Source organism: Streptomyces sp. NPDC088097, from assembly GCF_044741845.1.
Taxonomy (GTDB): domain Bacteria; phylum Actinomycetota; class Actinomycetes; order Streptomycetales; family Streptomycetaceae; genus Streptomyces.
Genome location: NZ_JBIUTJ010000011.1, coordinates 92,998 through 111,489, shown reverse-complemented (window position 1 = coordinate 111,489; position 18,492 = coordinate 92,998). Strand labels below are relative to the sequence as shown.

The window sequence follows — 18,492 nt, the reverse complement described above, 5'->3', positions numbered from 1 at the left end:
CGGCGCGGGGGCCGGCCGGTGCCTCACTTGGCGTCGGCGTAGCACTCCACGACGGCCGTGGTGAAGGGGAAGCGGACCGGGGTCTCGCCGAAGCAGATCCGGCCCGCCCGTTCGGAGGCGGCGCGGATGGCGTCGGCGACGGCCTCGGCCTCCTCGGCGGGGCAGTGCACGATGACCTCGTCGTGCTGGAAGAACACCAGCTCCGCGCGCATCCCGGCGGCGGCGATGGCCTGGCGCAGGGCCGCGAGCAGCAGCAGGGCCCAGTCGGCGGCGCTGCCCTGGACGACGAAGTTGCGGGTGAAACGGCCGCGGGCCCGGGTGTTGGTGGAGGCGTAGCTCGGGGTCCAACCGTCGTCCCGGCTCCCGGAGTCCTGCGGGATGCCGGCCTCGCCCTCGTCGGGGGCCGTGGCCGGCGGCGGGCAGGTGCGGCCGAGCCAGGTACGGACGAGGCGCCCCTCCTCGCCGGCCTTCGCCGCCTCGTCCACGTAGGCCACGGCGCGGGGGAAGCGGCGGCGCAGCGCGGCCAGGTTCTTGAGGCCGTCCCCGGAGGTCTGACCGTAGACGGCGCCCAGGACGGCCAGCTTGGCCGAGTCCCGGTCGCCGGCGAAGCCCTGCCGGGAGACGGAGGTGTAGAGGTCCTCGGGCCGACCGGCGACCTCCATGAACGCCGGGTCGCGGGAGATCGCGGCCAGGACGCGCGGCTCCATCTGGTCGGCGTCGGCGACGACGAGCCGCCACCCCGGATCCGCGACGACCGCGCGGCGGATCACCTTGGGGATCTGTAGGGCCCCGCCGCCGTTGGTGACCCAGCGGCCGGTGAGGGTGCCGCCGGGGATGAACTCGGGGCGGAAACGGCCCTCGTGCACCCAGTCCCCGAGCCAGGACCAGCCGTGCGCGGTGTAGATCCGGTACAGCTTCTTGTGGGCGATGAGCGGTTCCACGGCCGGATGTTCCAGGTCCTGGATTTCCCAGCGGCGGGTCGACTTCAGCTTGATGCCGGCCTCCGCGAACGCCTTGATGACATCGGCGGGCAGCTCGGGGCGCACTCGGCGGCCGAAGGCGGCGGAGACCTCGTCGGCCAGCTCGGCCAGGCGGCGGGGCTCGCCCCGGCCCGCGTAGCGCTCGCCGAGCAGCTCCGTCAGCAGGGCGCGGTGGACGTCGGCCCGCCAGGGCAGGCCCGCCCGGCGCATCTCGGCGGCGATCAGGAACGCGGCCGACTCGGAGGCGATCAGCAGGCGTATCCGGTCGGGGTGGGCGGTGGCGGCGATGCGCCGCGCCTGGTCGGCGTGGACCGCGAGGAGGGCGTCGAGGGGGACGGAGACGGTGGGCCGGGGGTCGAAGAGGGAGTCCTGGGTGCCGGGCACGGCGGCGCGCTGGGGCGGATCGGGCGGTACGGGGGCGTCGGTGAGGCGGGCCCAGGCGGCGGCGGCCGATCGGGGTTCGCCGAAGCGGCCCTCGTGGCCGAGGAGCAGCAGCTCGGCGTCCTCGACGTCGTAGCAGCGCTCGACGCGGACCCCGGCGGCGAGCAGCCGGGGGTACACGGCGGCGGTGGAGCGCCAGACCCACCGGGCGCCGGCGGGCGCGGCCCGCACGGCCTCGGCCGGGTCCCGTACCCCGCCGACGCGCTGACCTCCGGGCGCCACGGGCGCGGCGTGCCAGCGCCCGTCGGCGTCTTCGGCGAGGGCCCATGCCCCGGGGTGACCGCTCACGGCTTCGAGTCTCGCACCCCCCTCTGACACACCCCGCCCCGCCGCCCCGGGCCGCACCGCCCGGGCCCCGTCGGGCGGGGCGGCCCCGTGGAGCCCCGGCCGGGGAGGGGGTGCAAAGCTGAGGGGGTGAGTGAGTTCTCCGAGATCGTCGACCGGGCCTTCGCCGCCGCCCTCCACAACCAGGACCACGGGGGCCTGGACACCGGGGCCTCGCTGCTCGCCGCCGACCCCGGTCGGTGGAGCGGGGCCGCGCGGGAGGTGCTGGCGCGCGGTGAGGCGTACGTACGGCAGGCCTGGGAGCGGGGCTGGCAGCCCGCCGACGTGCTGCGACTGGTCCGGCGGGACCTGGAGGAGCTGCACGTCCGGCTGGCCGGGGACCTGGTGGCCGCCGAGGCGCGCCGCTACGCCCGGCTGCCGGAGCGGTGGACCGACGCCGAGGTCTGGTGGGGGAGCGACGCGGAGTACGGCGACCGGCTGGCCGGGCGCGAGCGGACGGACCGGTTCACGCTGGCCACGGCCGTCCTGGAGCTGCTGCGGCTGCTGGTCCGGCTGCCGTCGATCGAGCCGGTCGGTCCGCTGCCCGGCGACCCCACCGAGGAGGTCCACGCGCACATCGAGCCCCGCATGCTGGGCCGGATCCGGGCCCTCCTCGCCAAGGCGGAGGCGACGAACTTCCCGGAGGAGGCGGAGGCGCTCAGCGCCAAGGCCCAGGAGCTGATGGCCCGGCACACCGTCGACGAGGCGCTCCTCGCGGCGCGCGGCGGCGGTCCCCAGCAGACGCCCGGGGCCTGCCGGATCGGGGTGGAGCAGCCGTACGAGGAGGCCAAGGCGGTCCTGCTGGACGCCGTGGCCGGGGCGAACCGCTGCCGGGCCGTGTGGAACAGCGGCTTCGAGTTCTCCACGGTGGTCGGCTTCGAGAGCGACCTGGAGGCGGTGGAACTGCTGTACACCTCGCTGCTCGTGCAGGGCACCGCGGCGATGACCCGCGCGGAGGCCGGCCAACGGGCGGGCGGCCGCAAGCGGACCAAGACGTTCAGGCAGTCCTTCCTGCTGGCCTACGCGAGCCGGCTCGGCCACCGCCTGGCGCGGACGGCGGAGCACGCCGCGTCCGAGGTGCCCGACCACCTGCCGGCGCTGGTGGCCCGGGACGTGGCGGTGACCTCCCGGGCGGAGGAGATGTTCCCCCGCACCACCACGACCCGGCTGCGCGGGGCCACCGACCTCGCGGGCTGGGAGGACGGCACGGCCGCAGCCGACCGCGCCCACGTGGGCGGCCCGGACCGCAAGCGCCTGCCGTAGCCGGACCGCAAGCGCCTGCCGTAGGGCGTCGGCCGTCACAGGCCGTAAGGCGCCGTAGGCCGTCGGCCGCCGCAGGCGTTCACGCCGGCCGGTCGGGGTCCTCCGTGCGCAGGGCCCGCGCCTCCGACTTCAGGATCCGCGCCGACCTGCCCAGCGAACGGGCCATGTCGGGGAGCTTCTTCGAACCGAACACGAGCAGGCACACCACGAGGACGACGATCAGGTGCCAGGGTTCCAGGGCGTTTCGGAACACGCGCGTTCCACCTTTCGGCCTTTCGGCGGGTGACCGGAGACCCGATCGGGGTCATGGAACCGCCACAGACAGGGTCCTGACAAATCTGAAGAAGTCCTGAAAGCCGGTGGTACGGATAACCTCGGAGCCATGAGCTGGCTCCGGGCGCTGAAGGACACCGCACGCTCGGCGGTGAAGGTCGAGCGGACCCGGCTGGAACCCCTCGTCGCCTTCCGGGCCACCGTCGGCCTCGCGATCTCCGTCGCCGCCACCCTGGCCCTGCTGGGGCCGGGAGCGGCGGCGAGCGCCGCCTTCGGCTCGTACATGGCCGCCATCGCCGGCTTCCAGAAGAGCTGGCGCACGCGCCCCGTCCTCGCCCTCGCCTCCGGGTTGACCCTGGCCGTCTCCACCTTCGTCGGCTACCTGGTCGGCTCCTCCGCCACCGGGCTCTTCCTCCTCCTGCTCGCCGCCTGGTCCTTCGTGGCCGGGATGCTCTGGGCGGCCGGTCCCACCGCCGGGATCATCGCCTCCGGCAACGTCGCGATCATGCTGGTCACCGTCACCCTGCCGACCTCCGTCCCCCAGGCGGCCGGCCACGCGGCCGTCATCGCCGGGGGCGCGGTGGTGCAGGCGCTGCTGATCGTGCTGTTCCCCGTCCGACGCTGGGGCGCCCAGCGCGACGCCCTCGCCGACGCCCTCGCCGCCGAGGCCGACTACGCCCGCCGGCTGCGCCACGACCCCCGCGCGCCCTTCGACCCGGCCCCCCTGATGAAGGCGCGGGACGCCGCCGCCGTCACCGCCCGCCAGGCCCGCCGGCGGCCGGCCGAGCTGCACGGGGCGCGCGGGCTCGCCGAGCGGATCCGGCCCGTGCTCGCCTCCCTCGCCGACCCGGCGGTCGGGGCCCCCGCCGAGGGGCCGGGGCGGGACCGGGTGCGGGAGCTGTTGGCCGCCGCCGCGGCCGTCCTGGACTCCGCCGCGCGCGCCATCCGGCACGGGGACCCCGTACGGGTGCCCGCCTCCGACCTGGCCGTCCTGAAGGCCCCCGACCTGCCGGACCTGCTCCGGGGCGCCCCGGAGCGGGCCGCGCGGAGGCTGGCCGCGCTGTTGGACGACGTACTGGAGACGGCCGAGCCCGGCTCCGGACGCACCGCCGATCCCGCCGAGTCGATGCTGCGGCCCGGGCTGTGGGCGCTGCTGCCGCTGGTGTGGCGGGCCGTACGGGCCGAGCTGCGCCCCGACTCGCCCGTCCTGCGGCACGCCGTGCGGGTCACGGGGGCGGTCTGCGCCGGGTACCTGATCGGGCGGGCGCTGCCCTTCGGGCACGGCTACTGGGCGCCGATGGCCGCCGTGATGGTGATGCGGCCCGACTTCACGCAGACCTGGTCCCGGGCCGTCGCCCGGTTCGCCGGGACCCTGGTCGGGGTCGGCCTGGCCACCGCGATCGTGCAGGTGGCGGCGCCGGGGATGTACCTGTCGGGGCTGCTCGCCGTGATCAGCGCGGGCCTGATGTTCGTGCTGATGCGCACCGGGTACGCCGTCGCGCAGGTCTTCGTCTCCGCCTACGTGGTCTTCCTGCTCGGCATGGGCGGCGTCCGCTGGGACCAGAGCGTGCCCGACCGGATCGCCCTCACCCTGGTCGGCGGGCTCATCGCGATGGTCTCGTACGCCCTCTACCCGGCGTGGGAGACCCCGAGGCTGCGCACCCGGCTCGCCGACTGGATCGCCGCCGACGGGCGCTACGCCGCCGCCGTGCTCGGCCGGTACGCCGACCCGGCCGGGGCCCCGCGCGCCGACGTCCGCGAGGCGCTCCTCGCGGTCCGCGACGCCCGGGTGGCCTGGCACGACGCCCTCGCGCGGGCCGAGGGGGAGCCGGTCCGCCACCGGGGCCTGTCCCGGGCGGCCGCCGACGGGGCGGGGGAGGCCCTCGCCGGTCTGGGGCGGGCCGCCATGCTCCTGGAGGCCCACCTCCCCGACCGCTCCCACGATCCGGTGCCGGGCGCGGCGGAGCTGGCCGAGGCCGTGCGGGAGGCGACGGAGGAGGGCGCGCGGGCGGTGCGGGAGCGGCGGGTGCCGGACTGGGACCGGGTCCGGGAGCTGCTGGCGGAGGGGAACGTCCCGGGATCACCCGTCTTGTACGGGGCGGCGGTGCGGTTGCTGGCCTCGCTGGACGAGGTGTCCGAGGCACTCAGCCCCTCTGAGTGATCAACGGAGCACCGCGCGTGCACGTGCATCTGCCCATGCAGGCGCTGATGAACACAGCTATGATCCGGTGCAGTTGACATCTGCACTATCGGGGGCTTCCTGTGGACCACGCGTACAACGGGATGGCAGCTGCAGAACTCGCTTCCTTGTATCAGCTGACCTGGCAGAAGAGCAGACACAGCAACTCGCAGGGATCCTGCGTCGAGTTCGCGAAACTGCCGGGCGGGGACGTCGCCATGCGCAATTCGCGCTTTCCCGACGGACCGGCCCTCGTGTACACGCCGGCCGAGATAGAGGCGCTGCTCCTCGGCGTCAAGGACGGCGAGTTCGATCATCTGATCGGCTGAGCCAAGCGTCGCGCGACCGAGGGAACGGCGCATCGAAACAGGCCATGCACGTGCACTGGCCGGGACTGATCTAAACGATCAATCCCGGCCGGCTCCGCTGCCCGTCGATCCGGATGCTCAGTCCTGGAGCATGAACAGCGCCCAGACCACCTTGCCGGTCAGCCGCCCCGCGAGCGGGTGCCAGCCCCAGCCGTCGCTGTAGGCGTCCACCAGGAACAGACCCCGGCCGGACTCCATGTCGCAGTTCTCCTCCGTGCGCTCCGGCGCGAAGGCCCCGCCGGGCCGCGCCTCGCTGGGGTCCCGCACCGCGCAGACCAGTCGCGTGCTCCACCGCATCAGGTGCAGCCTTACGGCAGCCTCCTGCTCGCCGGACGCTGCCGCGGGGCGCCCGTCGTCGGGCAGGGCATGGCGCAGCGCGTTGGTGACCAGCTCGGAGACGACCAGGGAGACGTCGTCGAAGCGGCAGTCGAGTCCCCACTGGGACAGCGTCGAGCGAGTGAAGGAGCGTGCCGCGCGCACCGCCTCGAAGCGGGCGGGCAGGGCGCATGACGCGGACCCGGAGACAGCCGTGGGATCGACCGGGGGAAGCCCCTGCCGTAACGGCTCGAGCATGGTCGATCCATTCGTCCCCATGCGAGGCACTCCCGGGATTCGCGGACGAAGCGGCGGCTCTGTCCATAGAGAACTGCGGGGTGGGTCCCGCGCCGGCGCGAAGTGCACGCAGGTGCGCGGCACCATCGTTCCGAATGCCGAAGCCGGATGCAAGGGCAGATGCACGTGCATGCGCCGGACCTGTCCACTCACGTGACGGTTCTTGCTCATTTCTTCCTACGCATACTTACGGACTTCTTCTCCGGGGCGCCGGATTCCGTTACAGAACGAGTACGGCCCGATGCGTTTTGGTGGCAGACTGCGGCACCGGGGTACGGGGGTCCCGACGAGGCACGCGCACACCACGCGCACACCATTGCGATGGGGAGGGCAGTACTAGTGACCGCAGAAGCCAGCGGTTCTGTGGTGCGCCGCATCCTCCTGGGCTCTCAGCTCAGGCGACTCCGAGAATCCCGCGGCATCACCCGTGAGGCGGCCGGCTACTCGATCCGCGCATCAGAATCGAAGATCAGCCGCTTGGAGTTGGGAAGGGTGAGCTTCAAGGCCAGAGACGTCGAGGACCTCCTCACGCTGTACGGGGTCACGGACACCGTCGAGCGCGAATCCCTGCTGGGACTGGTCCGAGAGGCCAACGCGACCGGTTGGTGGCACAGCTACGGCGACGTGCTGCCCGGTTGGTTCCAGACGTACGTCGGACTGGAGGGCGCGGCCTCACTCATCCGGATCTATGAGGTCCAGTTCGTCCACGGTCTGCTCCAGACGGAGGCCTACGCCCACGCCGTCGTCGAACGCGGCATGCCCGGTGCGAGCGCCGCCGAGATCGACCGCCGCGTCGCGCTGCGCCTGGAGCGCCAGAAGGTCCTGGTCTCCGAGAACGCCCCCGTCTTCCACGCCGTCCTCGACGAGGCCGCGCTGCGCCGGCCCTACGGCGACCGTGAGGTGATGCGCGGTCAGCTCGAACACCTGATCGAAATCAGCCAGCGGCCCAACGTGCAGCTTCAAGTGATGCCCTTCTCCTTCGGCGGCCACGCGGGCGAGAGCGGGGCCTTCACCCTGCTGCGCTTCCCCGAGTCCGACCTCCAGGACATCGTCTATCTGGAACAGCTCACCAGCGCCCTCTACCTGGACAAGGACGAGGAAGTGGGGCAGTACTCCCGCGCGATGGAGCGGCTCCAGGCCGATTGCCCCGATCCCGACAAGACCCGTGATCTGCTGCGCGGTCTGCTCCAACTGTCTTGAACCGCACGTACTATGACGACTGATCAGTGCATGAAGTCGACCGATCGGTCTCCGGTGCAGCGCAAGGGTGCGCGCTCGCAGTAAGGGATGGCATGTCCATATTCACCGACCTGGCTCACCAGTACATCGACGGCGAATGGCTGGCCGGCACCGGTTCGTGGGACATCATCGACGTCAATCCGTACAACGGCGAGAAGCTCGCGGCCATCACCGTGGCCACCGTCGAGCAGGTCGACCGGGCCTACCGCGCCGCCGAGCGCGCGCAGCGGGAGTGGGCCGAGACCAGCCCGTACGTCAGGCGCGCGGTCCTGGAGCGCGCGCTGCGGATCACCGAGGACCGCCGCAAGGAGATCGTCGAGGCGATGATCGACGAGCTCGGCGGGACCCGTCCCAAGGCCGAGTACGAGGTCCACCTCGCGATGGAGTTCCTCCGCGAGTCGATCCAGTTGGCCGTCCGACCCGAGGGCCGCATCCTGCCCTCGCCGGTCGAGGGCAAGGAGAACCGGATCCAGCGCCTGCCCGTCGGGGTCGTCGCCGTGATCAGTCCGTTCAACTTCCCGCTCCTGGTCACCCTCAAGTCGGTCGCCCCGGCCCTGGCGCTCGGCAACGCGGTCCTCATCAAGCCGAACCAGAACGCGCCCGTCACGGGCGGCGGGATCATCGCCAAGATCTTCGAGGACGCGGGGCTGCCGGCCGGACTGTTGAACGTCCTGATCACCGACATCGCCGAGATAGGCGACGCGATCCTGACGCACCCCGTCCCCAAGGTGATCTCCTTCGCCGGCTCGGACCGCACCGGCCGGCACGTGGGCGCGGTCGCCGCCCGCCACTTCAAGCGGACCGTGCTGGAACTCAGCGGCAACAGTGCCCTGGTCGTCCTGGACGACGCCGACGTGGACTACGCCGTGGACGCCGCCGTCTTCAGCCGGTTCGTCTTCCAGGGCCAGGTCTGCATGGCGGCCAACCGGATCCTCGTCGACGCCTCCCTGGCCGAGGAGTTCACCGAGAAGTTCACCGCCCGGGTGCGCGGGCTGAAGACCGGCGACCCGCGCGAGGCCGACACGCACATCGGCCCGCTGATCAACTCCTTCCAGGCCGACGCCCTGACCACGCTCGTGGACCGCGCCGTCGAGGCCGGCGCGGTGGCGCTCGTACGGGGTTCTACGCGCGGCAACCTGGTTGAACCGACCGTCCTGGCCGGACTCCCCGAGGATTCCCCGCTGCTGACGCAGGAGATCTTCGGCCCCGTGGCCCTGCTGGTGGTCTTCGACGGCGAGGACGAGGCCGTACGGCTCACCAACGCGACCCCCTACGGCCTCAGCGGCGCGGTGCACACCCGCGACGTCGAGCGCGGGGTCCGCTTCGCGCGGCGCATCGAGACCGGGATGATCCACGTCAACGACTCCACCATCGGGGACGAGCCCCTCGCCGCCTTCGGCGGGGAGAAGGACTCCGGGCTGGGCCGGCTCAACGGGGAGGCCACCGTAGAGGCCTTCACCACCCAGAAGTGGATCTCCGTCCAGCACGGGCGCACCCGCTTCCCCTTCTGACCCCTGCCGATCCGCTGCCGATTCCCTGTCGATTCCCTCCGAGTCGCGGACCGAAGCTGACCGCAAGTCTTCGTAGCGTGGTCCTCGCAGGGAAGGGGCGCCGCAGGCAGGAAGCGGCGCGAACACAGCAGCGGGAAGAGGCGGTCAACCATGGCTCACATGTCGGACGAGGTCCCCGGTGACGAGCGCGCCACGCTCCTCGTCTTCGTCGATTCGCAGCGCCGGGCGTTGCGCGCGACCGTCGAGGGGATGACCGAGGAGCAGGCCGCGAGCCGCCCGACCGTCAGCGAGCTGTCCCTGTCGGGGCTGCTCAAGCACGTCGCCGAGGTGGAACTGAACTGGCTGCGGATGGCCCAGCAGCGGCCGAACCCGTCCCGGCGCGCACAGGAGGACTGGGCGGGGGGCTTCCGGCTGACCGAGGAGGAGAGCATCCCGGACGCGCTGGCCTTCTGGGACGGGGTGGTCGCGGAGACGGAGGCCTTCATCCGGTCCGTCCCCAGCCTGGACGACACCTTCCCGCTGCCGCCCGCGCCCTGGTTCCCCCAGGACGCCAAGGTCTCGATGCGCTGGATGCTGCTGCACCTGGTCAGGGAGTTCGCCCGGCACGCGGGCCACGCCGACATCATCCGCGAGTCGCTGGACGGCACGAAGGCCATGGGCTGACGGCACCGGGTCCGGCTCCGGCGCAGGTCGGTAGCCTGGCCCGATGTCAGCGATTCGGCTTCTCGTCCTCGGGGCGGTCCGCCAACACGGCCGGGCGCACGGCTACCAGGTGCGCGGCGACCTGGAGTACTGGGGCGCGCACGAGTGGTCCAACACCAAGCCCGGCTCGATCTACCACGCCCTCAAGCAGATGGCCAAGCAAGGGGTCCTGCTCGCCCACGAGGTGGCGCCGAGCGCGGCGGGCGGGCCGCCGCGCACCGAGTACGAGGTGACGGACGTGGGCCGCGAGGAGTACTTCAGGCTGCTGCGCGAGGGCTTGGCGGCCTACGACCAGAAGGCGGACGTGCTGTCGGCGGCGATCGGCTTCATGGTCGACCTGCCCCGGGCCGAGGTGCTGGAGCTGTTGGGGCGGCGGCTGGCGAAACTGGCCGGCTGGCGGTCCGCCGTGAGCGACTACTACACGCCGGAGGGCGGCCCGGGGCAGTTGGGCCACATCGGCGAGATCATGCACCGCTGGGTCCACTCGGCCGACGCCGAGGCGCAGTGGACGCGCGGGCTGATCGGGCGGATCGAGGGGGGCGCGTACTCCTTCGACGGGGAGGGCGGCGAGCCCTTCGTCGGGGTCCTGGCGGAGGGCCAGGAGAACCCGTACGCCCGGAAGGACCGCTGATCAAGTTCGCCCAACCCGGATCCCGGGCGTACTTCGACGACCCCTCATCTACTCAATCCCGGTCCGGCCGCTCGCCCTCCTGGCCGTCTTCGCCCCGCTCGCCCTGCGCCGCCACCGGGGGCTCGGCCGCTGGGGCCGGCCCGGCCGGGGCGCCGTCCGGCGGCGGCGCTGCTCAGAAGTTGCCGGGCGGCAGTGGCAGGGGGAGGCCGGGCAGGCCGTCGATGCTCTGCGCGATGTGGTCCTTCTTGCTGAAGTACGCGCTCAGCGAGGCGTCGTCCTCCCGCGAGAAGCGCTTGCCGTGCAGGTCGCGCTCTTCGTCGTACGACATGAAGGGCACGCCGTACCCGCAGGAGTCGCGGACGAGTTCGGCCGTGACCACGATGATCGCGCGCAGCCCGTGCAGGGTCGGGTCGATGTCCGGGAAGTGCGCGAGCAGTTCCTTGAAGCGCGGGTCGTCACGGAAGACGGGCTCGCCCCGGCCGTGCACCCGAACGATGTTGGGCGGTCCCTGGAAGGCGCACCACATCACCGTGATCCGGCCGTTCTCCCGCAGGTGCGCGATGGTCTCGGCGGTGCTGCCGGCGAAGTCGAGGTAGGCGATCCGCTGCTCGTCCAACACCACGAAGGAGCCCTTGAGGCCCTTGGGCGAGAGGTTGACCGTGCCGTCGCCCACCAACGGGGCGGTAGCGGTGAAGAAGATCGGCTGCTGCTCTATGAAGGTGCGCAGCCGACCGTCGATGCGTTCGTAAGTCTTTCCCATGCCTAAGGATTATGTAATGAAAATCTTCGCCTGTCTAACGACTTCCCGGGCCCGGCCCCCGCCCCGGTCGCACGCGGGCTCGGGAGCGGGCTTGCACCTCACGCGGCGTGAGGATCCACAGTGAGGGGCGTACCCAATCAGAGGAGCGGAAGAGATGAGCTACTCCGTGGGCCGGGTCGCCGGTCTCGCCGGGGTGACGGTGCGCACCCTGCACCACTACGACGAGATCGGCCTGCTCTCCCCGAGCGGTCGCAGCGGGGCCGGACACCGGCGTTACGACGACGCCGACCTGGACCGGCTCCAGCGGATCCTGTTCTACCGGGAGCTCGGCTTCCCGCTCGAAGAGGTCGCGGTCCTGCTGGACGATCCGTCGTCGGACCCCAGGGAGCACCTGCGCCGGCAGCACGCCCTCCTGTCCGACCGGATCGCCCGGCTCCAGCAGATGGCCGAGGCCGTTGAGCACGCCATGGAGGCGAAGAAGATGGGCATCAACCTCACGCCCGAGGAGAAGTTCGAGGTCTTCGGGGACAAGGACCCGGAGCGGTACGCGCGGGAGGCCGAGGAGCGCTGGGGCGGCACCGACTTCCACGCCGAGTCCCAGCGCCGGGCCGCCGGCCACACCAAGGCGGACTGGCAGCGGATCCAGGACGAGACCGCCGACTGGGGCGCCCGGTACGCGGCGCTCGTGGCGGCCGGGGAGCCCGCCGAGGGGGAGGCCGCGACGGACCTGGCCGAGGAGCACCGCCTCCACATCTCGCGGTGGTTCTACGACTGCCCGTACGACATGCACGCCTGCCTCGGTGACATGTACGTGGCCGACGAGCGGTTCAAGGCGTTCTACGACTCCATGGGGGCCGGAGTGGCCGAGCACCTGCGGGACGCGATCACGGCCAACGCGGTGCGCCGGATGTAGCCGGCCGGAGCGAGGGGTTGCGGAACGCGTCGCGGCGGACGGCCGGGCGGACCGCTGATGTTTCCCGGGAGGCCCCCACCGGGACCTGGAACCCGGTGGGGGCCCTGTGCGTTCATAATTGGAACCACCCGTCCTGCCTTCGCACCCCCGCGAACACCCCCGATCCAGGAGAGCCCGGAACCCGTGAACACGCTTGCGCTCGGCCCTGAGTGGCTCTCCCCGGATTACCTGATCGGGGAATTCGGCCTGATCGGCATCCTGATCATCGTCTTCGCGGAATCGGGTCTCTTCGCGTTCCTCCCCGGCGACTCCCTGCTCTTCACGGCGGGCCTGTTCGTCGCGAGCGGTGACATCAGCCAGCCGCTGTGGCTGGTCTGCACGCTGATCGTGGCCGCGGCGATCACCGGCGACCAGGTCGGCTACCTGATCGGCAAGTACTTCGGCCCCAAGCTCTTCAACCGGCCGAACAGCAAGGTGTTCAAGCGCGAGAACCTGGACGCGGCCCACGACTTCATGGACAAGCACGGCCCCAAGGCGATCGTGCTGGCCCGCTTCGTGCCGATCATCCGCACCTTCGCCCCGATGGTCGCGGGCGCCGGCGCGATGAAGTACCGCACCTTCCTGACCTACAACATCATCGGCGGCATCGCCTGGGGCGCGGGCGTCACCTGCCTCGGCTACCAGCTCGGCCAGTTCGACATCATCAAGAACAACGTCGAGACGATCTTCATCGGCATCGTGCTGATCTCGGTCATCCCGGTGATCTTCGAGGTGCTCAAGGCGCGCAAGAACAAGCCGAAGGCCGGCGAGGCCCCCGCGGCCCCGTACGGCGCCCCGGAGGACCCGCAGGCCCCGGGGCAGCGCGGTCGCCACGCCAAGCGCTAGCCGCCCGACGGAAGGCCCCGTACGGCCCCTCGTGCGCCCCGGAGACCACGCGTCCCCGGGGCGTTCGCGTACCCCGGACAGGGCGGGCGGCCCTCAGAAGCCGCGGGTCCGCTTCGCCGCGCGGCGCTTGGCGGCGCTCGCGGCGCCCGGGATCCGCATGAACAGCCGCGAGCTCTCCGAGCCCAGGTTGACCCCGATGGCGATGGCGAAGGCGATCGCGGCGGCGTTGGTCAGCGAGGCGAGGCCCTGGTCGGGGTGGTTCTGGGCGATCAGGAGCAGTCCGTAGTACGTCGCCGAGCCCGGCAGCAGCGGACCGATGGCCGCCGTGGTGTAGGGGAGGGCGGAGGCGAAGCGGTAGCGGGAGAAGAGCTGGCCGAAGAGGCCGACCAGCCCGGCGGCGGCGGCGGTGGACGGCACGGGCGGGATGCCGCCCGCGTAGTGCAGGGCGCCGTACGTCGCCCAGGCGACCCCGCCGTTCAGCGTCACGATCAGCACGGTGGAGCGTTCCTGTTGGAGCAGGATCGCGAAGGTGAAGACCAGCACCATCGAGGCCACGATCTGGAGGACCGGCCGCTGGGTGATTTCGAGGGCTTCCTCCGGATTGGGTTCGCTGCCGCCCAGATGAACGCCCAGGTAGATCACCACCAGCACGCCCATGATGATCCCGATGAAGAGGTACATGACCTCCAGCAGCCGGGCGGACGCGGTGATGTAGTAGCCGGTCAGGCCGTCCTGCACGGCCGCCACCAGGGCCCGCCCCGGCAGCAGCGCGAACAGACCACCGGTGATCACGGCCGAGGCGCGGACGTCGATCGGCGCGAGCTGGAGGCCCACCCCGAGCGCGGCGGGCGGCATCCCGGCCACCACGAACTGGTAGAACTCCGGCAGCCCGCGCCCCGCGCACAGCCAGGCCAGCCGGTCGCCGAGCACGGCTCCGATCGCCGCCGCGAAGAACACCACCACCCCGCCGCCGACCAGCGTGGAGGCGGCCCCGGCGAGCAGCCCGGCCGCGGCCGTGAGCACCCAGCCGGGGTACGGGTGGCGGTTGCGGCGGATCTCGGCGAGGCGGCGGTAGGCCTCCTCCAGGGAGACCTCCATCTCGTCCACGCTGATGTCGTCGACCAGCCGGAACACGGCCGCCAGCCGGTTGTAGTCGGTGCCCCGGCGGCGCACCGTCCGGTTCGCCGAGACGGGGTCGTCCACCAGGGAGGGCTGGTGCGTGATCGAGAGCATGGTGAAGGTGACCGTCGGCTCGCAGCGGTCGAGCCCGTAGGAGCGGGCCACGGCGAACATCGCGGCCTCCACGTCCTCGGCGCCCTCGCCGCCCGCGAGCAGCAGCTCGCCGATGCGCAGGGTGAGGTCGAGGACGCGGCCCACGGGGGGCCCGGCCTCGCTCGCCTTCTGCGCGGCTTCGGAGATCGGCCGGGCGTCCACCGGCATGCGCAGCATCGTGCGCATCCGGTCCTGCCAGGGGGACTCCTTCAGCCGGGACACGGGATAGCCCGGCGGGGGCGTGTACGCGGGCGGGGAGTGCTGGGCGCTGTAGGTGGCCGGGGTGGCGAAGGCGGAGCCCTCGGGCTCGACGACCTGCGGGGCCATCCCGTCGGGGACGGCGAACTCCGAGGTCGGCTGGTCGTCCTCCGGGGCCTCCGGCCACGTCCCCGCAGGCGTGGTGAACGCGCTGCGCGCCTCGTCGGACTTGGGCTTCGCGTCCTCTGTCCCGTCGGCCTCCGCCACGCGCCCTCCAGTCCGTGATCATCCGCCGTACCAGTATGCGGAACCGTTTCCTCCTCCGCGCACGGGACGAGCCCGTCCGCCACGGCCGCACCTGCCCAGGACCACCCCCGCGGAAAACACGACGGCGGGCGGCACCCCCGAAGGGATGCCGCCCGCCGTGCGCGGTCCGTCAGCCGGTCGGCCCAGAGGGGCCCGCCGGATTCACGGAACCGGAATTCAGTGGTGGCCGCCCTGGGCCTCAAGGCGCTTGTACGAGGCCTCGATCTCGGCCTCGGCCTCGGTGCGACCCACCCAGTTGGCGCCCTCGACCGACTTGCCCGGCTCCAGGTCCTTGTAGACCTCGAAGAAGTGCTGGATCTCCAGGCGGTCGAACTCGGACACGTGGTGGATGTCGCGCAGGTGCTCGACACGCGGGTCCGAGGCCGGCACGCAGAGCAGCTTGGCGTCGCCGCCCGCCTCGTCCGTCATGTTGAACATGCCGATCGCGCGGCACTTGATCAGGCAACCCGGGAAGGTCGGCTCGTCGAGGATGACCAGCGCGTCCAGCGGGTCGCCGTCCTCGCCGAGGGTGTTCTCGACGAAGCCGTAGTCGGCCGGGTAGCTGGTCGAGGTGAAGAGGCGACGGTCCAGACGGATCCGGCCGGTCTCGTGGTCCACCTCGTACTTGTTCCGCGAACCCTTGGGGATCTCGATGGTGACGTCGAACTCCACGTCCTGCTCCTCCATGATCAGCTTCAAGCGACTTGAGTGCTTCGAGTGACGACGCGTCCGGCCCAGCCCTGCCGGGTGGGGTGCCATGCTCGCGGCAAGACGCAGTGGTTAAGTGTCCCTCACGCATATGTGTGATCGCGAAAGGGGCTGGTCCGAGGTGCCATTGGTCAAGACGTGGCAGCTCATCGCGGGGTCGACCGTCGCCGGCCTCGCCCTCGCGGCCACGACGGTGGTCGCCGCCGGTCCGTGGGACTCCGGTCAGCGTAAGGCCGAGCAGGACAGGGCCGCCTCCTGGGGCCGTACGGGTGGCACAGATCACGCCGCCGGAGGCCTTCCGCAGGCCGCGCCCAGCGCCCCCGGAGTGCTCGCCGGGGTCGCACCGCGCGCTCCGGGCGCACGTCAGGCCTCCTCCGGCGCCCTCGCCGGGGTCCTCGGCCCGATGCTCGCCGACACCGCGCTCGGCACCCTACGGGCCGCCTCCGTGGTGGACACCGCGACCGGCGAGGTCCTGTACGAGTCCAACGCCGGGGAGGCCATGACCCCCGCCTCCACCGTCAAGATCGCCACCGCGAGCGCCGCCCTGGTCGCCCTCGGCCCCGAACACCGGCTCCGCACCACCGTGACCCCCGGAGCGGGCCCCGGACAGATCGTCCTGGTCGGCGGCGGCGACCCCTCGCTCACCGCCAAGAAGAAGAGCCCCGCCGGATCGGGCGGCAGCCTCGTCGCGCTCGCCGCCGACGCCGCCCAGGCCCTCAAGGCCGCCGGCACCAACAGCGTCTCCCTCGGCTACGACGACTTCCTCTACACCGGGCCCGTCCGCCACCCGATCGGCCTCAACGACAACATCGCACCCGTCACGGCCCTCACCGCCGACGAGGGCCGCCCCGACGACTCCACCTCCGGGCCCGTCGCGCGCACCGACGACCCCTCCAAGGACACCGCCCGCGCCTTCGCCGGCCTGCTGCGCGACCGGGGCATCGAGGTCACCGGCGAACCCGCTCGCGTCCAGGCCCCGGCCGGGGCCCAGCCGCTGGCCACCACCCTGTCCACCCCCCTCGCCGGGCTCGTCGAGCGGATGCTGACCAACAGCGACAACGACATCGCCGAAGCCCTCGCCCGGCACACCGCCCTCGCCTCCGGACAGCCCGCCGGCTTCGAGGGCGCCGAGAAGGCCGTACGCGACCGGCTGGCCTCCCTCGGCGTGGACGTGAACGGCTCCCGCTTCGCCGACGGCAGCGGGCTGAACCGGGCCGACAAGGTCACCACCCGCCTCCTGACGGGCCTCCTCGCCAAGGCCGCCGACCCCCAGCGGTCCGAGCTGCGCCCGGTCCTGACGGGCCTGCCCGTCGCCGGGTTCACCGGCACCCTGAAGTCCCGCAACGCCGGCACCTCTCCGGCCGCCGGGCTGCTCCGCGCCAAGACGGGCACCCTGACGGGCGTCAACTCCCTCTCCGGCACCGTCGTCGACCCCTCGGGGCGCCTGCTCGCCTTCGCCTTCCTCACGGCCGGCGCCGGCGACGGGGGGGCCGCCGAGAAGGGCCTCGACAAGCTGGCCGCCGCGGTCGCCACCACGCCGTAGGGGGTCCGCCGGAGCGAAGCTCCACGTACGGTTGACGCATGACGAGCATCGGTGGTGCGGAGATGGTCGACTGGAACCTCGCGGTGGCGACCGCGACCCGGCTCGTGCGGCCGGGTCCGGAAGTCGGCCGCGACGAGGCCCGGGCCGTGGTGGCCGAACTGCGGCGGCACGCGCGGACCTCCGAAGAGCACGTGCGCGCGTTCACCCGGATGATGCCCGAGGGCATCGAGGTCCCCGACACCCCCGTCCTGGTCGTCGACCGGGCCGGCTGGGTCAAGGCCAACGTCGCGGGCTTCCGCGAACTGCTGGGCCCGCTGCTCGGCAAGATGCAGGAACGCCGGGGCTCCGCCGCCGCCGGCGCCGTGCTCGGCACGGTCGGCGGCAAGGTCACCGGCGTCGAGCTGGGCATGCTGCTGAGCTTCCTGGCCTCCCGCGTCCTCGGCCAGTTCGAGACCTTCGCCCCCGCCACAGCGGGCCTGCCCGGCTCCGCCTCCACGGGGGGCCGACTGCTGCTCGTCGCCCCCAACATCGTGCACGTGGAGCGCGAGCTGCAGGTGAACCCGCACGACTTCCGGCTCTGGGTCTGCCTCCACGAGGAGACGCACCGTACCCAGTTCACGGCCGTCCCGTGGCTGCGCGCCCATCTGGAGGGCGAGATCCAGACGTTCCTCGGCGCCACAGAGATGGAGCCCGGAGCCGTCCTGGAACGGCTCCGCGAGGCCGTCCAGTCCTTCTCCGGAGCCCGCCCCGACGGGGAGCGCGGGGAGGAGGGCGAAGGCCGTTCCCTGGTCGAACTCGTCCAGACCCCCGAGCAGCGCGAGGTGCTGGGCCGGCTCACCGCCGTCATGTCCCTGCTGGAGGGGCACGCCGACTACGTCATGGACGGCGTCGGCCCCCAGGTCGTGCCCTCCGTCGCCGAGATCCGCGAGAAGTTCCAGCAGCGCCGGGCCAGCGGCGCGGGCCGCCTCGACGCCACCCTGCGCAAGCTCCTCGGCCTCGACGCGAAGCTCCGCCAGTACCGCGACGGCGAACGGTTCGTCCGCGCCGTCGTCGACCAGGTCGGCATGGACGGCTTCAACCGCGTCTGGACCTCTCCGAACACGCTGCCGACCAAGGCGGAGATCGCCAGGCCGGCGGAGTGGGTGGCGCGCGTGCACGGCAGGGGGAGCGCGGGGAGCGAAGAAAGGTGACGCAGGGGGCGTAAACATGTCTCACTGGGGGAAGCAGCGTCACCCTTCCGAGGGACCGTGGGGCGTGCAAGGGCGTGCGATGCTCGGGGAACGGCCCTGTTCTGTCACCATCGACGCACTCTGAGTGACAACCCGCGCGGCACGAGGGCGCCCCACCGGGCACCAGCGAACACCGCGAGGGCACTCCGGGCAGC

The 18,492-nt window shown here is 72.3% G+C and carries 17 protein-coding genes; 11 read left to right on the top strand and 6 right to left on the bottom strand.

The features are described 5' to 3' along the window. Positions 1-23: 23 nt before the first annotated feature. Positions 24-1,709: a bifunctional 3'-5' exonuclease/DNA polymerase gene (locus ACIOD1_RS26335; RefSeq protein ID WP_401904977.1), complete on the bottom strand. Its 1,686-nt coding sequence runs from the start codon at positions 1,707-1,709 to the stop codon at positions 24-26. Between the two features lie 126 nt (positions 1,710-1,835). Between ACIOD1_RS26335 and ACIOD1_RS26330 the strand changes: the two genes are divergently transcribed. Next, on the top strand, positions 1,836-3,008 hold the full coding sequence (locus ACIOD1_RS26330) for a DUF2786 domain-containing protein (protein ID WP_365615369.1): 1,173 nt from the start codon (positions 1,836-1,838) through the stop codon (positions 3,006-3,008). A gap of 79 nt (positions 3,009-3,087) precedes the next feature. On the opposite strand, the gene tatA is transcribed toward ACIOD1_RS26330, so the two are convergent. Then, positions 3,088-3,261 carry a Sec-independent protein translocase subunit TatA gene (tatA, locus tag ACIOD1_RS26325; protein ID WP_365615366.1) on the bottom strand — a complete coding sequence of 58 codons (174 nt, stop codon included), beginning with the start codon at positions 3,259-3,261 and terminating at the stop codon, positions 3,088-3,090. Between the two features lie 129 nt (positions 3,262-3,390). Between tatA and ACIOD1_RS26320 the strand changes: the two genes are divergently transcribed. Together ACIOD1_RS26320 and ACIOD1_RS26315 are read left to right on the top strand one after the other, a co-directional pair. Beyond that, positions 3,391-5,442: an FUSC family protein gene (locus tag ACIOD1_RS26320; protein WP_365615363.1), complete on the top strand. Its 2,052-nt coding sequence runs from the start codon at positions 3,391-3,393 to the stop codon at positions 5,440-5,442. 101 nt (positions 5,443-5,543) lie between these two features. Then, positions 5,544-5,789, top strand: coding sequence for a DUF397 domain-containing protein (locus ACIOD1_RS26315; RefSeq protein WP_365615360.1), 246 nt, complete (start codon positions 5,544-5,546; stop codon positions 5,787-5,789). Between the two features lie 117 nt (positions 5,790-5,906). Here ACIOD1_RS26315 and ACIOD1_RS26310 read toward each other — a convergent pair whose 3' ends face one another. Further along, positions 5,907-6,401 carry an ATP-binding protein gene (locus tag ACIOD1_RS26310; RefSeq protein ID WP_401904973.1) on the bottom strand — a complete coding sequence of 165 codons (495 nt, stop codon included), beginning with the start codon at positions 6,399-6,401 and terminating at the stop codon, positions 5,907-5,909. Between the two features lie 360 nt (positions 6,402-6,761). Here ACIOD1_RS26310 and ACIOD1_RS26305 point away from each other — a divergent pair, with 360 nt between their 5' ends. The 4 genes from ACIOD1_RS26305 to ACIOD1_RS26290 all read left to right on the top strand — a co-directional run bounded on the left by ACIOD1_RS26305 (position 6,762) and on the right by ACIOD1_RS26290 (position 10,523). Continuing rightward, complete coding sequence (locus ACIOD1_RS26305; RefSeq protein ID WP_365615354.1) at positions 6,762-7,640, top strand: helix-turn-helix transcriptional regulator; 879 nt, start codon at positions 6,762-6,764, stop codon at positions 7,638-7,640. Between the two features lie 92 nt (positions 7,641-7,732). Beyond that, positions 7,733-9,190: an aldehyde dehydrogenase family protein gene (locus ACIOD1_RS26300; protein ID WP_365615351.1), complete on the top strand. Its 1,458-nt coding sequence runs from the start codon at positions 7,733-7,735 to the stop codon at positions 9,188-9,190. Positions 9,191-9,340: 150 nt separating this feature from the next. Continuing rightward, complete coding sequence (locus ACIOD1_RS26295; protein ID WP_401904969.1) at positions 9,341-9,853, top strand: DinB family protein; 513 nt, start codon at positions 9,341-9,343, stop codon at positions 9,851-9,853. Between the two features lie 43 nt (positions 9,854-9,896). After that, positions 9,897-10,523, top strand: a complete 627-nt coding sequence (locus ACIOD1_RS26290) for a PadR family transcriptional regulator (protein WP_401904963.1) — start codon at positions 9,897-9,899, stop codon at positions 10,521-10,523. A gap of 172 nt (positions 10,524-10,695) precedes the next feature. On the opposite strand, the gene ACIOD1_RS26285 is transcribed toward ACIOD1_RS26290, so the two are convergent. Continuing rightward, on the bottom strand, positions 10,696-11,283 hold the full coding sequence (locus tag ACIOD1_RS26285) for a pyridoxamine 5'-phosphate oxidase family protein (protein ID WP_365615342.1): 588 nt from the start codon (positions 11,281-11,283) through the stop codon (positions 10,696-10,698). 154 nt (positions 11,284-11,437) lie between these two features. Here ACIOD1_RS26285 and ACIOD1_RS26280 point away from each other — a divergent pair, with 154 nt between their 5' ends. Together ACIOD1_RS26280 and ACIOD1_RS26275 are read left to right on the top strand one after the other, a co-directional pair. Beyond that, positions 11,438-12,196, top strand: a complete 759-nt coding sequence (locus tag ACIOD1_RS26280) for a MerR family transcriptional regulator (RefSeq protein ID WP_401904960.1) — start codon at positions 11,438-11,440, stop codon at positions 12,194-12,196. 183 nt (positions 12,197-12,379) lie between these two features. After that, positions 12,380-13,081, top strand: a complete 702-nt coding sequence (locus tag ACIOD1_RS26275) for a DedA family protein (protein WP_401904957.1) — start codon at positions 12,380-12,382, stop codon at positions 13,079-13,081. 93 nt (positions 13,082-13,174) lie between these two features. Here ACIOD1_RS26275 and ACIOD1_RS26270 read toward each other — a convergent pair whose 3' ends face one another. Together ACIOD1_RS26270 and ACIOD1_RS26265 are read right to left on the bottom strand one after the other, a co-directional pair. Beyond that, a complete protein-coding gene (locus tag ACIOD1_RS26270) occupies positions 13,175-14,818 on the bottom strand; it encodes a threonine/serine exporter family protein (RefSeq protein WP_365615336.1) in 1,644 nt (547 codons plus the stop codon). A 216-nt stretch (positions 14,819-15,034) separates the two neighbouring features. Further along, positions 15,035-15,529 carry an inorganic diphosphatase gene (locus ACIOD1_RS26265; RefSeq protein ID WP_214947725.1) on the bottom strand — a complete coding sequence of 165 codons (495 nt, stop codon included), beginning with the start codon at positions 15,527-15,529 and terminating at the stop codon, positions 15,035-15,037. Positions 15,530-15,686: 157 nt separating this feature from the next. Between ACIOD1_RS26265 and dacB the strand changes: the two genes are divergently transcribed. Further along, positions 15,687-17,108 (top strand): D-alanyl-D-alanine carboxypeptidase/D-alanyl-D-alanine-endopeptidase, encoded by a 1,422-nt coding sequence (gene dacB / locus ACIOD1_RS26260; RefSeq protein WP_365615333.1) that lies wholly within the window; start codon positions 15,687-15,689, stop codon positions 17,106-17,108. Between the two features lie 38 nt (positions 17,109-17,146). Then, complete coding sequence (locus tag ACIOD1_RS26255) at positions 17,147-18,298, top strand: zinc-dependent metalloprotease (protein WP_365615330.1); 1,152 nt, start codon at positions 17,147-17,149, stop codon at positions 18,296-18,298. The last annotated feature ends 194 nt before the right edge of the window (positions 18,299-18,492 follow it).

What these genes read in the sequence shown, in the direction of transcription:
- ACIOD1_RS26320 (WP_365615363.1), top strand. Translation starts at nt 3,391, where the DNA reads ATGAGCTGGCTCCGGGCGCTGAAGGACACCGCACGCTCGGCGGTGAAG.
- ACIOD1_RS26310 (WP_401904973.1), bottom strand. Translation starts at nt 6,401, where the DNA reads ATGCTCGAGCCGTTACGGCAGGGGCTTCCCCCGGTCGATCCCACGGCT.
- ACIOD1_RS26305 (WP_365615354.1), top strand. Translation starts at nt 6,762, where the DNA reads ATGGGGAGGGCAGTACTAGTGACCGCAGAAGCCAGCGGTTCTGTGGTG.
- ACIOD1_RS26300 (WP_365615351.1), top strand. Translation starts at nt 7,733, where the DNA reads ATGTCCATATTCACCGACCTGGCTCACCAGTACATCGACGGCGAATGG.
- ACIOD1_RS26295 (WP_401904969.1), top strand. Translation starts at nt 9,341, where the DNA reads ATGGCTCACATGTCGGACGAGGTCCCCGGTGACGAGCGCGCCACGCTC.
- ACIOD1_RS26290 (WP_401904963.1), top strand. Translation starts at nt 9,897, where the DNA reads ATGTCAGCGATTCGGCTTCTCGTCCTCGGGGCGGTCCGCCAACACGGC.
- ACIOD1_RS26285 (WP_365615342.1), bottom strand. Translation starts at nt 11,283, where the DNA reads ATGGGAAAGACTTACGAACGCATCGACGGTCGGCTGCGCACCTTCATA.
- ACIOD1_RS26280 (WP_401904960.1), top strand. Translation starts at nt 11,438, where the DNA reads ATGAGCTACTCCGTGGGCCGGGTCGCCGGTCTCGCCGGGGTGACGGTG.
- ACIOD1_RS26255 (WP_365615330.1), top strand. Translation starts at nt 17,147, where the DNA reads ATGACGAGCATCGGTGGTGCGGAGATGGTCGACTGGAACCTCGCGGTG.